The sequence below is a fragment of the Allobosea psychrotolerans genome, from assembly GCF_002917105.1.
GTDB classification, from domain to species: domain Bacteria; phylum Pseudomonadota; class Alphaproteobacteria; order Rhizobiales; family Beijerinckiaceae; genus Allobosea; species Allobosea psychrotolerans.
In genome coordinates, this window is record NZ_PQFZ01000010.1 from 84,877 (window position 1) to 99,835 (window position 14,959).

Sequence of the window (14,959 nt, forward strand, 5' to 3'; positions counted from 1 at the left end):
TCATGTCAGACGATCTCGCCACCCTCGCGGCCCTGCTCAAGGAGCCGGGTCAGCCCGACACCGTGTTCAAGGCGTTCGACGCCATCGCCAAGCGCCTTGTCGGCCACGAGCTGTTCACGCTGCTCTATGTCGACGGCTCCGAGGTCGCGCGCATCTATTCCAACCGACCGGCCGAATATCCCGTCTCCGGCCGCAAGCCGATGGGCCCGACGCCCTGGGGCAAGCATGTCATGGAGGGCCAGAAGCCCTATCTCGGCAAGGACAAGGCCGGCATCCGCTGGGCCTTCTTCGACCATGAACTGATCGAGAGCATGGGGCTCGGCTCCGTCATCAACGTGCCCGCGATCTATGACGGCAAGGTCATCGGCACGATCAACCTGCTCGCGCCCGAGGGCCATTATCGCGAGGAGCACGTTGCTCCCATCGAGCGTCTCGCGCCGATGATCGTGCCCGGCTTCCTGGCCGCCCGCGCCGCCGCGCGCGCGCTTTGATACCCATCCTGCTCCAGCGGAGAACACCCGTGGCTTCCACCCTCTTCATCAATGCCCGCATCGTCGACGGCACCGCGCCCGAAGCGGGCGCTCCCGTCAGCGTCCTCGTCGAGGGCAACACCATCCGCGAGGTCGGCAAATCCGTGACCTCGGCCAAGGCCAAGGTTGTCGACCTCAAGGGCAAGACCCTGATGCCCGGCCTGATCGACGCCCATGTCCATGTCGTCGCCGGCGTCGCCGATCTCGGCAAGAACGCCCTGCTGCCGGATTCGCTCGTCACCGCACGCTCCTTCGTGATCATGCGCGAGATGCTGCTGCGCGGTTTCACCACTGTGCGCGATGTCGGCGGCGCCGATTTCGGCCTGAAGCAGGCGACCGAGGAAGGCCATTTCCCAACGCCACGCCTCGTCATCTCCGGCAAGGCGCTGAGCCAGACCGGCGGCCACGCCGATTTCCGCGGCCGCTATGACGACCGCGCTGCGGTGAGCGACCGCCACCGCCTCGGCGCGCTCGGGCGCATCTGCGACGGGCTCGACCAGGTTCGCCGCGCCGCGCGCGAGGAAATGAAGGGCGGGGCCGACTTCATCAAGATCATGGCCAATGGCGGCTGCGCCTCGCCGACCGACCCGATCCATTTCCTCGGCTTCTCCGTCAGCGAACTCGAGGCCATCGTCGAGGAGGCCAGGATGGCGGGCACTTACGTCTCCGCCCATGTCTATACCGACGAGGCGATCCGCCGCTGCGTCGAGGCCGGCGTGCATTCGCTTGAGCACTGCAACCTGATCCAGGCAGAAACCGCCAAGCTCGCAGCCTCGAAGGGCGCGGTCGCCGTGCCGACGCTGGTGACCTATGACAAGCTCGTCAGCGACGGCCCCAAGCTCGGCTTCCCGCCCGATTCCGTCGCCAAGGTCGATGTCGTCCGCTCCGCCGGCATGGAATCGCTCGCGATCATGAAGAAGGCCGGCCTCGCCATGGCCTATGGCAGCGACCTGCTCGGCGAGATGCATCGCTACCAGTCGGAAGAGTTCGTCATCCGCGGGCGTGCCTTGCCGGCCCATGAGGTGATCGCCTCGGCGACCCATATCGCCGCCAAGCTGCTTAAGCTCGAGGGCAAGATCGGCACGGTGGCGGCAGGCGCTTATGCCGACCTGATCGTCGTCGATGGCGACCCGCTCAAGGATCTCTCGCTGCTGACCCGCCAGGGCAAGCACATGCCCTTGATCATGAAGGGCGGCGCCTTCGTGAAGCGCGCCAGCTTGAACTGAAGCGCCCCCGCTCGCCGTCATTGCGAGCGCAGCGAAGCAATCCAGAGAGGCTGACACGCAAGCCTCTGGATTGCTTCGTCGCTACGCTCCTCGCAATGACGGCGGTCCTGCCTGCTAAAGCGGCGACCCCATGCATAATCGCGCAGGCATCTGACCAGAATTGAACCTTGGCCCCCATGGGCCTTGCGTGCTTACCTGCCGCCTCGCTGCAACGATCGAGGAACCGTCATGTCGCCACGTATCGCCTTTGGCGGTTTCCTGCACGAGACCAACACCTTCGCGCCGAGCAAGGCTTCCATCGAACATTTCATCCAGGGCGGCGGCTGGCCCTCGCTTGCGCGGGGCGACGACATCTTCGCCGCCGTGCACAACGTCAATGTCGGCGCGGCCGGTTTCGTTGGGAAGGCCAAGGCGCTCGGCTGGGAGATGGTGCCGACGCTGTGGTGCGCGGCCAGCCCCTCGGCCCATGTCACGGCAGAGACCTTCGAGGCCCTGCTGAACGAACTGGTCGAACGCATCAGCGCCGCATTGCCTCTTGACGGGGTCTATCTCGACTTGCATGGCGCCATGGTCAGCGAGGCCTATCCCGATGGCGAGGGCGAAACCCTGCGCCGGGTGCGCGCCGCGATCGGCCCCGACGTTCCGCTCGTCGCCAGCCTCGACCTGCACGGCAACATCACACAGCTGATGATGGATTCAGCCGACGGGCTCGTCGCCTACCGTACCTATCCGCATATCGACATGGCCGAGACCGGCAGCCGCGCCACGACCTACCTGGCAAAGCTGATCGGCACCAGGACGCGCCATGCCAAAGCCTTCCGCCAGGTGCCCTATCTGATCCCGATCGCCTGGCAGGCGACGGCGATGGAGCCCTGCAAGACGATCTATGCCGAGCTCGCGGCGCTCGAAGGCGAGAGCGTGCCGACGCTCTCCTTCCTGCCCGGCTTCCCCGCTGCCGATTTCGCCGATTGCGGCGCCACCGTGCTGGCTTATGGCGCGACGCAAGCCGATGCCGACCGCGCGGCGGATACCGTCTTCGCCCGGGTGATGGCGAGCGAAGCCGCCTTCAAGGGCAAGGTCTTCCAGCCCGATGAGGGCGTGCTGGAGGCGATGCGGCTGGCTGAGGGAGCCTCGAAACCGATCGTCATCGCCGACACGCAGGACAATCCCGGCGCCGGCGGCGATTCCGACACGATGGGGATGGCGCGCGCGCTGGTGCGCAATGGCGCGCAGCGCGCGGCGATCGGTGTGATCGTCGATCCCGCGGCAGCCGCCGCAGCGCACAAGGCCGGCGTCGGCGCCACCATCACGCTCTCGCTCGGCGCCAAGTCCGGCATCCCCGGCGATCTCCCGCTCGAGGGCGAGTTCGTGGTCGAGCAGCTCTCCGAAGGGCGCTTCGTTGCGCCGGGCCCGTTCTATGGCGGCTCGCGCATCAATCTGGGCCCCTGCGCGGCGCTGCGCATCGGCGGCGTGCGCATCGTCGTCGGCTCGCGCAAGGCGCAGATGGCCGACCAGGCGATGTATCGCCAGGTCGGCATCGAGCCGACCGAGCAGGCGATCCTGGTCAATAAGAGCTCGGTGCATTTCCGCGCCGATTTCGAGCCGATCGCACAGACGATCCTGGTCTGCGCCGCGCCCGGCCCGATGCCGGTCGATCCCTCGGTCCTGCCGTGGAAGCATCTGCGCCCCGGCATCCGCACCGCGCCGCTCGGCCCCGTCTTCGGCTGATCCTCGTCCTTCGGAGTTAGTTCATGCCCACCTTGCCCCAGATCGAAGCCTTCAAGGACGACCTCGTCGCGATCCGCCGCGATATCCACGCCCATCCCGAGATCGGCTTCGAGGAGGTCCGCACCTCCGGCATCGTCGCCGAGAAGCTCGCATCCTGGGGCATCGAGGTGCATCCCGGCGTCGGCAAGACCGGTGTTGTCGGTATCCTCCAGGGCAAGGGCGGACCGGGCAGGCGCATCGGCCTGCGCGCCGACATGGACGCGCTGCCGATGGACGAGACCACCAACCTGCCCTTCCGCTCGACCATTCCGGGCCGCTTCCATGGCTGCGGCCATGACGGCCACACCACGATGCTGCTCGGCGCAGCGCGCTATCTCTCGGAGAATCGCGATTTCACCGGCACCGCGGTGTTCGTGTTCCAGCCGGCCGAGGAAGGCCTGGGCGGCGCCCGCGCCATGCTCGCCGACAAGCTGTTCGAGCGCTTTCCCTGCGACGAGATCTACGGGCTGCACAACGCGCCCAATCTCGACCCCGGCCAGATCGCGGTCTTTCCCGGCCCTGCCATGGCCGGCGCCGACTTCTTCGACATCAAGATCACCGGCCGGGGCAGTCATGGCGCCATGCCCCATGTCGGGCGCGATCCGGTCATCGTCGCCATCTCGCTCGCGGCGGCGCTGCAGACCATCGTCAGCCGCAATGCCGACCCGCGAGAGGCCGCCGTGCTCTCGATCACGCAGATCCATGCCGGCTCTGCCTATAACGTCATCCCCGAGGAAGCGGCACTCGCCGGCACGATCCGCACTTTCTCGCCCGACATCGCCAAGCTGATCCGCGAGCGCATGCGCGAGATCGCGGCCGGCATGGCGCTGACCTTCGGCGTCCAGATCGATGTCGATATCCGCGACATCTTCGACGTGCTGGTCAATCACGGCCCGCAGGCCGAAGCCGCAGCCAAGGTCGCCGCCGAGATCGTCGGCGCCGACAATGTGCTGACCGAGGTCAAGCCGATCATGGGCAGCGAGGATTTCGCCGACATGCTGCGTGCAGTGCCCGGTGCCTATTGCTGGGTCGGCCATGCCGGCACCGTGCCGGTGCACAACCCCTCCTTCATCCTCGACGACGGCATCCTGCCGGTGGGCGCGAGCCTGCTTGCGCGCCTCGTCGAAACCCGTCTGGCCGCCTGACCATGTCCTTCGACACGCTGACCTTCGACACCGACGCGATGCTCGCCGGCCTGAAGCGCTGGATCGAGTGCGAGAGCCCGACCTTCGATGCCGCGGCCGTGAACCGGATGATGGATCTCGTCGCCAACGATCTCGCGGCCGTCGGCGCGACCGTGACCCGCATTCCCGGCCCGCCGGGCCTGGGCGATTGCGTGCGCGGCGACTTTCACCATCCCAGGCGCGGCGAACCCGGCATCCTGGTGATGTCGCATCTCGACACCGTCCATCCGGTGGGAACGCTGAAGGCCCTGCCCTTCCGGCGCGAAGGCACGCGCTGCTACGGGCCGGGCATCCTCGACATGAAGGGCGGCGCCTATGCCGGCCTGCAGGCGATCGTGGCGCTGGCGAAGGCCGGCATCGAGACGCCCCTGCCGGTCAGCGTGCTCTATACCAGCGACGAGGAGATCGGCAGCCCGGGCACGCGCGAGCTGATCATGCAGCATGCCGGCCAGCACCGTTACATCCTGGTTCCCGAGCCCGGCCGCCCCGGCAATGGCGTCGTCACCGGCCGCTACGCCATCGCCAGGTTCAACCTGCTCGCCGAAGGTCGGCCGAGCCATGCCGGTTCGCGCCTGAAGGACGGCCGCTCCGCCGTCAACATGATGGCGCGCCAGCTCATCGCCATCGAGGAGATGACGGGCGACGACTGCACCTTCAGCGTCGGCGTGATCTCGGGCGGGCAATGGGTCAATTGCGTGCCGACGACCTGCCGGGCCGAGGCGCTCAGCATGGCCAAAAGGCAATCCGATCTCGACCGTGGCGTCGAGCGCATGCTGGCGCTCTCGAGCGAGAATGCCGACGGCACGCGCTTCACCGTCACGCGCGGCGTCACCCGGCCCGTCTGGGAGCCGGACGCGGGAACGCTGAAGCTCTACGAGCTTGCGCGCAAGATCGCCGGCGAGCTCGGCTGGGACCTCGAGCATGGCTCGGCCGGCGGCGGCTCGGATGCGAATTTCACCGGGGCGGCCGGCATTCCCTCGCTCGATGGATTAGGCCTGCTCGGCGCCGGTTACCACACGCTCGAAGAGCATATCGAGGTCGACAGCCTGGCCCAGCGCAGCCGCCTGATGGCCGGGCTGCTGACGCGGCTTTCGGCTTGAGCGCGATTGACAGAGGCTCCCGTTTCGCGGGAGCTTCCTGACCTGCCCATGGCATGGCCCCTGCATAGGCGGGCCGACGGATCGGGACGCACAAGAACACGAACGCACCAAGTCACAAACGCACCACGTCACGGCCAGCCAGATCACGATCAGCGAAATAGCCGCCCGAATGGGCCAGAGGGGAGATCAGTGCATGATGTCGCGTTGGAAGATCGTCACGGCAGCCGCCGCGCTGCTGGCCGGAAGCAGTGTTCTCTCCGGAGGCCTCTCGGCCCAGGCACAGACGCTGAAAGTCGTCATGCATTCCGACGTGAAGATCGTCGATCCGATCTGGACCACGGCCTATATCGTCCGCAACCACGGCTACATGATCTACGACACCCTCTTCGCGCTCGACGAGAAGGGCGATGTCAAGCCGCAGATGGTCGACACCTACACGGAGTCGCCGGACAAGCTGACCTACAAGTTCACGCTGCGCGACGGCCTGCTCTGGCATGACGGCAAGCCGGTCACGGCGGAAGATTGCGTCGCCTCGATCAAGCGCTGGGCGGCGCGGGACCCCATCGGCCAGAAGCTGATGTCCTTCATCGACGCGATGGCGGTCGACGACGCCAAGAGCTTCACCGTGAAGCTGAAGTCGCCGACCGGCCTGTTGATCTTCGGGCTCGGCAAGCCGTCCTCGAACGTGCCGTTCATGATGCCCAAGCGCGTCGCGGAGACCGACCCCAACACGCAGATCTCGGAATTCATCGGCTCGGGCCCCTTCGTCCTGAAGACCGACGAATGGAAGCCGGGCGACAAGATCGTCTACACCAAGTTCAAGGACTACAAGCCGCGCTCCGAACCCGCTTCTGGGCTGGCGGGCGGCAAGGTCGCCAAGCTCGATCGCGTCGAATGGCTGGCGATCTCCGACCAGCAGCAGGCGGTCAACGCCCTGCTCGCCGGCGAGATCGACATGATCGAGCAGCCCTCCTTCGACCTGATTCCGCTGCTCAAGAGCGACAAGTCGATCAAGCTGATCGATTATAATCCGCTCGGCCTGCAATACACGCTGCGGCCCAACCACACGATCAAGCCCTTCGACAATCCCAAGATCCGGCAGGCGCTGACCTATGCGCTGAACCAGAAGGATTTCCTCGAGGCCGTCGTCGGCAACCCCGACTACTATAAGACCTGCAAGGCCATGTTCATCTGCGGCTCGCCTCTGGCGACGGAAGCCGGGATGGACGGATTGCTGGAGTCCAACTTCAAGAAATCGCAGGAGCTCCTGAAGGAGGCCGGCTATGACGGCACGCCGGTGGTGCTGTTGCATTCGACCGATCTGCAGTCGCTGACCAACCTGGCACCCGTCGCCAAGCAGTTGATGGAGAAGGGCGGCTTCAAGGTCGACATGCAGTCCTCGGACTGGCAGTCGGTGGTCGCCCGCCGCGTGCGCAAGACCCCCGTGGCGGATGGCGGGTGGAATGCCATGCTGACCGCTTGGGTCTCGGCCGACGTGCTCAACCCGGTGATGGCCGGCTTCTTCAATGCGAGCTGCGACAAGGCCGCCTTCGGCTGGCCCTGCGACGAGCGGATGGAGAAGCTGCGCGACGATTTCGCTCGCGAGACCGACCCGGCCAAGCAGAAGGCGATCGTCGAGGCCGTGCAAATGCGTTGGCGCGAGGTTGTGACCCATGTCCATCTCGGCCAGTACACGGTGCCGATCGCGACCCGCCCCAACATCAGCGGAATCCTGACGGCGGCAGCGCCGGTGTTCTGGAACGTCGAGAAGAAGTGAGGCGTCCGAACTGACAGGCTAGCTTCATGTTCGGCTACATCCTGCGCCGCCTGCTCGCGACGATTCCCGTTCTGGGGATCGTCGCCGTGCTGGTCTTCCTGATGCTGCGCCTGACGCCGGGCGACCCCGCCGCGGTCATCGCCGGCGACAACGCAACGACCGCGCAGATCGAGGCGATCCGCGCCAAGCTCGGCCTCGACCAGCCGATCATCACCCAGTTCGGCATCTGGGCCGGTAATCTGCTGCACGGCAATCTCGGCGAGAGCTTCTTCTTCAAGAAGACCATCGGCGAATTGATCCTGGGCCGCATCGAGCCGACGCTTTCGCTCGCCGTCGCCACCATGCTGATCGCGGTCTGCGTCGCGATTCCGCTCGGCGTGCTCGCCGCCTACAAGCACGGTTCCTGGATCGACCGGATCGTGATGGGTTTCTCGGTGCTCGGCTTCTCGGTGCCGGTCTTCGTCATCGGCTACCTGCTGATCTACGTCTTCGCGATCACGCTGGGCTGGCTTCCCGTCCAGGGCTATCAGCCGATCTCGGGCGGCTTCGGTGGCTTCATCCAGCGCTTGATCCTGCCGTCGGTGACGCTGTCGGTTATCTATATCGCCCTCATCGCCCGGATGACGCGCGCCAGCGTGCTGGAAGTGCTGAGCGAGGACTATATCCGTACCGCCCGCGCCAAGGGCCAGGTCGAGCGCAAGATCCTGTTCCGGCACGCGCTCAAGAACGCCGCCGTGCCGATCGTCACCGTGGTCGGCATCGGCATCGCGCTCCTCATCGGAGGCGTGGTGGTCACCGAGAGCGTGTTCGCGATACCGGGTCTGGGGCGCCTCACCGTCGATGCGGTGCTCGCGCGCGACTACCCCACGATCCAGGCCGTGATCCTGCTGTTCTCCGTCGTTTATGTCGCGATCAATCTCGGCATCGACCTGGCCTACTGCCTCTTCGATCCGAGGATCAAATATTGACCGCCGAACCCAGCCTGATCGCGCCCGCCTTGCCCGATGCGGGTCGTCCCAACGCCAACGCCCTGCGCCGGCTCGTCCGCAATCCGGCCGTGCTGATCGGCGGCACCGTGCTCCTCGTCATGGCGCTGATGGGCCTGCTCGCCCCGTTCCTGGGCACGATCGACCCCGCCGCCATCAACCCGAGCGCGCGCAACCGGGTGCCCGGCGTCGAGCGCACGATCCGCGCCGACGACGGCTCGACCACGGTCTTCAAGCATCGGATGGGCACGGATTCGCTCGGCCGCGACGTCTATAGCCGCGTCGTCTACGGCGCGCGGGTCTCGCTGATGATCGCGGTCTCTGTCGCCGCTGTCAGCATCTCGATCGGCCTCATCCTCGGTTTGATCGCCGGCTATATCCGCCCGCTCGACGCCGTGATCATGCGCTTCATGGACGGGCTGATGGCGATCCCGGCAATCCTGCTCGCCATCGCCGTGGTCTCGCTGTTCCGGGCCGGCCTCATCGCGGTCATCGTCGCGATCATCGTGCCCGAAATCCCGCGCGTCGTGCGTCTCGTGCGCTCGATCGTGCTCTCGGTGCGCGAGGAGCCCTATGTCGAAGCCGCGATCATGCAGGGCACTAGGCTGCCGCTGCTGATGGTGCGCCACATCCTGCCCAACACCATCGCCCCGCTGATCGTCCAGGGCACCTTCATCGCGGCCTCGGCCATCCTGGTCGAGGCGATCCTGTCCTTCCTCGGCATCGGCATTCCGCCGGAGACGCCGACCTGGGGCAACATCATGGCCGAGGGCCGCAATGTCTTCCGCGTCTTCCCGCACAACATCCTCTATCCCGGCATCTTCCTCGGCCTCACCGTGCTGGCGGTGAACATGCTCGGCGATGGCCTGCGCGACACGCTCGATCCCAAGATGGCCGGCCGATGAGCGAAGCTCTCAAACCTGTCTCACAGACCATGCCCGTCCTCCAGATCAAGGGCCTGAGCATCCGCCTGCCCGGCGGCGGCGACCGGGCCCATGCCGTCGAGAACGTCTCCTTCGATGTCGGCGCGGGCGAGATCACCTGCGTCGTCGGCGAGTCCGGCTCCGGCAAATCCGTCACCGCCTTCTCGGTGATGGGGTTGCTGCCGAAGCTGCTGAAGCCCGTCGCGGGGCAGATCCTGCTCGAGGGCGAGGACGTGCTCGCAGCCTCCCCCCAGCGACTGCGCGCTTTGCGCGGCGACCGCATGGGCATGGTCTTCCAGGAGCCGATGACGGCGCTGAACCCGGTCCTGACGATCGGCGACCAGATCGAGGAGGTGCTGCGCATCCACACAGAACTCGATGCGGCCGAGCGGCGCGCAAAGGTGCTCGGCATCATGGCGGCGATGCGCCTGCCCGATCCGGAGCGCATCCACGCCTCCTATCCGCACCAGATCTCCGGCGGGCAGCGCCAGCGCGTGATGATCGCGGCTGCCCTCGTGCTCGATCCGGCGCTCCTCATCGCCGACGAGCCGACGACCGCGCTCGACGTGACCACCCAGGCCCAGATTCTGCGACTGATCAAAGAGCTCCAGGGCCGGCGTGGCACGGGCGTGCTGTTCATCACCCATGATTTTGGCGTCGTCGCCGAGATCGCCGACAAGGTCGTGGTGATGGAGAAGGGCTTCGTCGTCGAGCAGGGCCCGGCCGCGCAGGTGCTGACCAACCCGCAGCACCCCTATACCCGCATGCTGATCGGCGCGGTGCCGAGCCTGAAGCCCGCGCGGCGCAAGGCCGTGACGGGGCCGATCGCGCTCGAAGCCGTCGGTCTCGGCAAGACCTACAGCTCCAAGAGCCTGTTCAAGAAGGAGCAGGTCGTCCACGCCGCGCGCGATGTCGACATCAAGATCCATCGCGGCGAGACGGTCGGGATCGTCGGCGAATCCGGCTCGGGCAAGACCACGGTGGCGCGCTGCATCGCCCGACTGATGCCGCCGACGCGCGGTGCGATCCTCGTCCCCGACATCGACATCGCGATGCTGCCGGAGCGGCGCCTGCGGGCTTACCGCCGCAAAATCCAGGTCGTGTTCCAGGACCCTTACCGCTCGCTCAATCCGCGCCGCACGGTTGGCGATTCCATCATCGAGGGGCCGTGCAATTTCGGCCTGAAGCCGGACGAAGCGATGGCGCGCGCCCGCGACCTGATGGCGCTGGTCGGCCTGCAGCCGAGCGCGCTCGACCGCTACCCGCACCAGTTCTCCGGCGGCCAGCGCCAGCGCGTCGCGATCGCCCGCGCGCTCGCCATGGAGCCTGAGATCCTGATTGCGGACGAGGCCGTCTCGGCGCTCGACGTCTCCGTGCAGAAACAGGTTCTGGCGCTGCTCGCCGACGTGCAGGAGCGCTTCAACCTCGCCATCCTGTTCATCACGCACGACCTGCGCGTCGCGGCCCAGATCTGCGACCGCATCGTCGTGATGGAGAAGGGTGTTGTCGTCGAGCAGGGCGCGACCGCCCAGGTCTTCTCAGCCCCCGCCCACGCCTATACGCGCGCCCTGATCGACGCAGCCCCGGGCCGCGAGTTCAGCGTCGGCGAAGCCTGAGAACTTGCTGTTGCGTCGGGGAAAACGGCTCAGCCCGCGACAGGGCTGCGCGCCGCCAGATGGATGCCCGCCAGCATGCAGCGCACCGACCCGCCGGCGAGCTCGACGGTGGGGACGTCGAGCGGCAGCAGAGCCACCGACCGCTCCAGGGTCACGAGCTGGTCCGGCCGCAGCGCCGCGAGCGCGCGCGACGACAAGGCCACGACCCGCCCGTCCCGGCCCTGCAATTCGATGGCATTGCCGGCAAAGCCGCTAATCTGCTCATGATCGAGGTCGATGACGGTCCGGCCGGTCTCGGCCAGGCGCCCGGCGATCTCCTCGCGCCGCGCCGCATCGCGGATGGTGGACAGCCCGATCAGGCAGAAATCGGTGCCGATGCACATCAGGACATTGGTGTGATAGATCGCCCGGCCCTGCGCATCGACAGCATCGAACATCACCGGCTCGAAGTTGAAATGCGTGCAGAAGCGCTCCAGCGCCACCTCATTTGTGCGGTTCGAGCGCGCGGCATAGGCGACCCGCTCGATATGATCGAGCACCATCGCGCCCGTGCCTTCGAGATAGACGCCGTCCTGCTCCAGCCCGGAATAATCGATCACATCCTGCACGCGATAGCGCTGCTTCAGCATCTCGACGATATCCTGCCGGCGCTCCCGCCGCCTGCTCGGCGAGAACATCGGATAGAGCGCGACATGCCCGCCCGAATGGGTCGAGAACCAGTTGTTCGGGAAAACCGAGTCGGGCGTCGCGGTCCCCTCATCCTCGAAAAGATGGACCCGGATGCCCGCAGCCTCCAGCCGCTGCGCCGCCCTGCTGACCTCGCCATGCGCCGCAGCGGCGATCGCCGCGGCGGTCCGCTGCGCGTCATTGGCCTGGAAGGCATTGTCCGCGGCCGTCGCCGGGTTGGGGCTGAAATGATGCGGGCGGATCATCACGACGCTTCTGGGCGCCTGGACGGAAAGCTTCTGCATGCCGTCAGGCTCCCAGCGCGACGCGCGACGAAGCGGCGGGCCGGCCGAGCAGCCCGAACAGGTTGCGCGGGTCTTCCGGCGCGGTGAGAAGGTCGATGTTGTCGTAATAGGTCGTGCCCTCGACCTGGTCGCGCAGATAGCGCAGCGCCGAAAAATCCTCGGTGGCGAAGCCGACGGAATCGAAGATGGTGATCTGGTCGCGGGCGCAGCGGCCGGCGGTTGCGCCGGTGATCACCCGCCAGAGCTCGGTGACGGGAAAATCCCCCGCCATCTGCTGGATCTCGCCCTCGATCCGGGTCTGCTCGGGAAACTCGACGAAGACATCGGCGCGCAGGAGGATGTCGCGCTGCAGCTCGGTCTTGCCCGGGCAGTCGCCGCCGACCGCGTTGATATGGACCCCCGCCCCGACCATGTTGTCGGAGAGGATCGTCGCGTTGAGCTTGTCGGCGGTCACCGTCGTGATGATGTCGGCGCCGATCACGGCCTCCTGCGCACTGGCCGCGACCATGATCTCGAAACCGTGCGGAGCGAGATTGGCCAGGAACTTGGCGGTCGCGGCCGGATCGATGTCGAAGACGCGCAGCTTGTCGATGCCGAGCAGGGCCTTGAAGGCAAGCGCCTGGAACTCCGATTGCGAGCCGAGCCCGATGATCGCCATGACGCTGGCGTCCTCGCGGGCAAGATATCGCGCCGCCAGCGCCGAGGTCGCCGCCGTCCGCAAGGCCGTGGTGATCGTCATCTCCGAGAGCAGACGCGGATAGCCGGTCTCGACATCGGAGAGCACGCCGAAGGCGGTCACCGTCTGCAGGCCGGCGCGCGTGTTCTTCGGGTGGCCGTTGACATATTTGAAGCCGTAAAGCTCGCCATCGCTGGTCGGCATCAGCTCGATCACGCCGTCGCGGGAATGGCTGGCGACGCGCGGCGCCTTCTCGAAGGAGGGCCAGCGCCGGAAATCCGCCTCGATATAACCGGCGAGGCCAATCAGATAGGGCTCGATACCGATCGAACCGATCAGGCGAACCATGTTCTCGACGCCGACATACTGAACCATGGCGCACCTCCCGTGCATGCAATTGCGATACGGGAGTCTAGGCCAAGGCAATTTGTATAGAGAATTGCGAACAAGTTCGTTTATGATCATTCTTCTGATCAAACTGCTCACTTCGACCAAGCAGATTGCCATGCATGTTTTCGACGAACTGGATCGTCGCCTGATCGCGGCGCTGCGCGAGGACGGGCGGGCGCCGATCTCCAAGCTCGGCGCCATTCTCGGCGTCTCGCGCGCCACCGTGCAGAGCCGGCTCGACCGCTTGATCGAATCCGGCGCGGTGCTCGGCTTCACCGTGCGCTTCCGGCAGGATTATGACGCCAAGGCCATTCGGGCGATCATGATGATCGAGGTCGTGGGCCGTTCGACCACGGCCGTGATCCGACAATTGCGCGGCCTGCCCGAACTGCATGCCTTGCACACCACCAACGGAAGCTGGGATCTGATCGCCGAGATCCGCGCCGACAGCCTCAGCGACTTCGATCGGGTGCTGCGCGAAGTGCGCACCATCGACGGCATTCTCAACAGCGAGACCAGCATCCTGCTCAGCTCGGTGTGACTGCCACAAGGCCGGAGCGCGTTGGGGCCCGCGCGAGCTTATAAAGCCCGCGAATAGGCCAGCGCGATAAATGATAGCTCGACAAATCGCCGCCGGCTCGTCGCGGCCCGGTTGTTTGTTATGCTCCAGGCAGATTGGCCCGGCCCGGCGTGATGACGCTTCGGAACCCATAGGCTGACGGGGAGCGGCGATGGGCGCGAGCTTGCAGATCAACAGCCTGGGCAAGAGCTACGGCCCCTCGCAGGCCGTCGCCTCCGTCTCGCTCGATATCGCAGCCGGCGAGTTCGTCAGCCTGCTCGGCGCCTCAGGTTCCGGCAAGACCACGACGCTGATGATGATCGCGGGCTTCACCCCGCCCGATGCCGGCGAGATCGTGCTCGACGGCCAGCCGATCACGCATCTGCCGCCGGAGCGGCGCGGCATCGGCGTGGTGTTCCAGAACTACGCGCTGTTTCCACATATGAATGTCGCGCGCAATGTCGGCTTCCCCTTGAAGATGCGCCGCGTTTCCGCAGCGGACACCGCCCGCCGCGTCACGGAAGCGCTGGCGCGGGTCGGGCTCGCCGGCCTCGGTGAGCGCCTGCCGGCGCAGCTCTCGGGCGGCCAGCAGCAGCGCGTCGCGCTCGCCCGCGCCCTGGTCTACGAGCCCGGCCTCTTGCTGATGGACGAGCCGCTGGGGGCGCTGGACCGCTCCCTGCGCGAGACGATGAAGACGGAGATCCGGCGACTGCACCGCCAGCTCGGCATCACCATCGTCTATGTCACGCATGATCAGGAGGAGGCGCTGACGCTGTCGGACCGGATCGCTCTGATGGATCGCGGCAGGATCGTCCAGATCGGCAGCGCGACCGACCTCTATGAGCGCCCCGTCAACGCCTTCGTCGCGGGCTTCATCGGCGAGAGCACGATGATCGGCGGCAAGGTCGTGCGCGATGGCGAGGCCGGCCAGGCCCTGCTGCCGGCGGCCGGCGGCCCGCCTTTGCCGGCCCGGCCGGGCGCGCTGCGCGAAGGAGATACGGCGACCTTCCTGCTGCGGCCGGAAAAGGCCAGCCTGTCGGCGGCCGACGCCCCCGGCAGCGGCCTGCGCGCGACCGTTCAGGACATCGTCTATGTCGGCGAGATCTCCCGCCTCACCCTGCGACTCGATGGTGGCCCCGAGCTCACGATCAAGCAGCCCAACCGGGCCGATGCCTATCAGGCCAGGATCGGGGAGGCCGTGAAGATCGATTGGGCCCCTGACGACGCCGTGCTGCTTGCCGCCTGAAACGCCAT

The 14,959-nt window shown here is 66.6% G+C and carries 13 protein-coding genes; 11 read left to right on the forward strand and 2 right to left on the reverse strand.

What is annotated here, in order from left to right; genetic code table 11:
* Positions 1-2: 2 nt before the first annotated feature.
* The 9 genes from CYD53_RS17500 (at position 3) to CYD53_RS17540 (ending at position 11,109) form a co-directional block, all read left to right on the forward strand.
* Positions 3-491 carry a GAF domain-containing protein gene (locus CYD53_RS17500; protein ID WP_103719362.1) on the forward strand — a complete coding sequence of 163 codons (489 nt, stop codon included), beginning with the start codon at positions 3-5 and terminating at the stop codon, positions 489-491.
* Between the two features lie 29 nt (positions 492-520).
* Complete coding sequence (locus tag CYD53_RS17505) at positions 521-1,756, forward strand: metal-dependent hydrolase family protein (protein WP_103719363.1); 1,236 nt, start codon at positions 521-523, stop codon at positions 1,754-1,756.
* Between the two features lie 228 nt (positions 1,757-1,984).
* Positions 1,985-3,484 (forward strand): M81 family metallopeptidase, encoded by a 1,500-nt coding sequence (locus tag CYD53_RS17510; RefSeq protein ID WP_103719364.1) that lies wholly within the window; start codon positions 1,985-1,987, stop codon positions 3,482-3,484.
* Positions 3,485-3,507: 23 nt separating this feature from the next.
* The gene (locus CYD53_RS17515) at positions 3,508-4,668 is read left to right on the forward strand and encodes a M20 aminoacylase family protein (protein ID WP_103719365.1); all 1,161 of its coding nucleotides are present in this window, start codon (positions 3,508-3,510) and stop codon (positions 4,666-4,668) included.
* Positions 4,669-4,670: 2 nt separating this feature from the next.
* A complete protein-coding gene (locus CYD53_RS17520; RefSeq protein WP_103719366.1) occupies positions 4,671-5,807 on the forward strand; it encodes a M20/M25/M40 family metallo-hydrolase in 1,137 nt (378 codons plus the stop codon).
* A 193-nt stretch (positions 5,808-6,000) separates the two neighbouring features.
* Positions 6,001-7,584, forward strand: a complete 1,584-nt coding sequence (locus CYD53_RS17525) for an ABC transporter substrate-binding protein (protein ID WP_103719367.1) — start codon at positions 6,001-6,003, stop codon at positions 7,582-7,584.
* Positions 7,585-7,610: 26 nt separating this feature from the next.
* Complete coding sequence (locus tag CYD53_RS17530) at positions 7,611-8,552, forward strand: ABC transporter permease (protein WP_103719368.1); 942 nt, start codon at positions 7,611-7,613, stop codon at positions 8,550-8,552.
* A complete protein-coding gene (locus CYD53_RS17535; RefSeq protein WP_245928294.1) occupies positions 8,549-9,475 on the forward strand; it encodes an ABC transporter permease in 927 nt (308 codons plus the stop codon). The genes CYD53_RS17530 and CYD53_RS17535 overlap by 4 nt, the downstream gene beginning before the upstream one ends.
* Positions 9,472-11,109 (forward strand): ABC transporter ATP-binding protein, encoded by a 1,638-nt coding sequence (locus CYD53_RS17540; RefSeq protein WP_103719369.1) that lies wholly within the window; start codon positions 9,472-9,474, stop codon positions 11,107-11,109. Before CYD53_RS17535 ends, CYD53_RS17540 begins: the two co-directional genes overlap by 4 nt.
* Before the next feature lie 29 nt (positions 11,110-11,138).
* Here CYD53_RS17540 and ctlX read toward each other — a convergent pair whose 3' ends face one another.
* Positions 11,139-12,080 (reverse strand): citrulline utilization hydrolase CtlX, encoded by a 942-nt coding sequence (gene ctlX, locus CYD53_RS17545; RefSeq protein ID WP_103719370.1) that lies wholly within the window; start codon positions 12,078-12,080, stop codon positions 11,139-11,141.
* 4 nt (positions 12,081-12,084) lie between these two features.
* On the reverse strand, positions 12,085-13,149 hold the full coding sequence (locus CYD53_RS17550) for an ornithine cyclodeaminase (RefSeq protein WP_210202366.1): 1,065 nt from the start codon (positions 13,147-13,149) through the stop codon (positions 12,085-12,087).
* A 112-nt stretch (positions 13,150-13,261) separates the two neighbouring features.
* On the opposite strand from CYD53_RS17550, the gene CYD53_RS17555 reads away from it, so the two are divergent.
* Together CYD53_RS17555 and CYD53_RS17560 are read left to right on the forward strand one after the other, a co-directional pair.
* The gene (locus CYD53_RS17555; protein WP_103719482.1) at positions 13,262-13,687 is read left to right on the forward strand and encodes an Lrp/AsnC family transcriptional regulator; all 426 of its coding nucleotides are present in this window, start codon (positions 13,262-13,264) and stop codon (positions 13,685-13,687) included.
* A 190-nt stretch (positions 13,688-13,877) separates the two neighbouring features.
* Positions 13,878-14,951, forward strand: coding sequence for an ABC transporter ATP-binding protein (locus CYD53_RS17560; protein WP_103719372.1), 1,074 nt, complete (start codon positions 13,878-13,880; stop codon positions 14,949-14,951).
* The last annotated feature ends 8 nt before the right edge of the window (positions 14,952-14,959 follow it).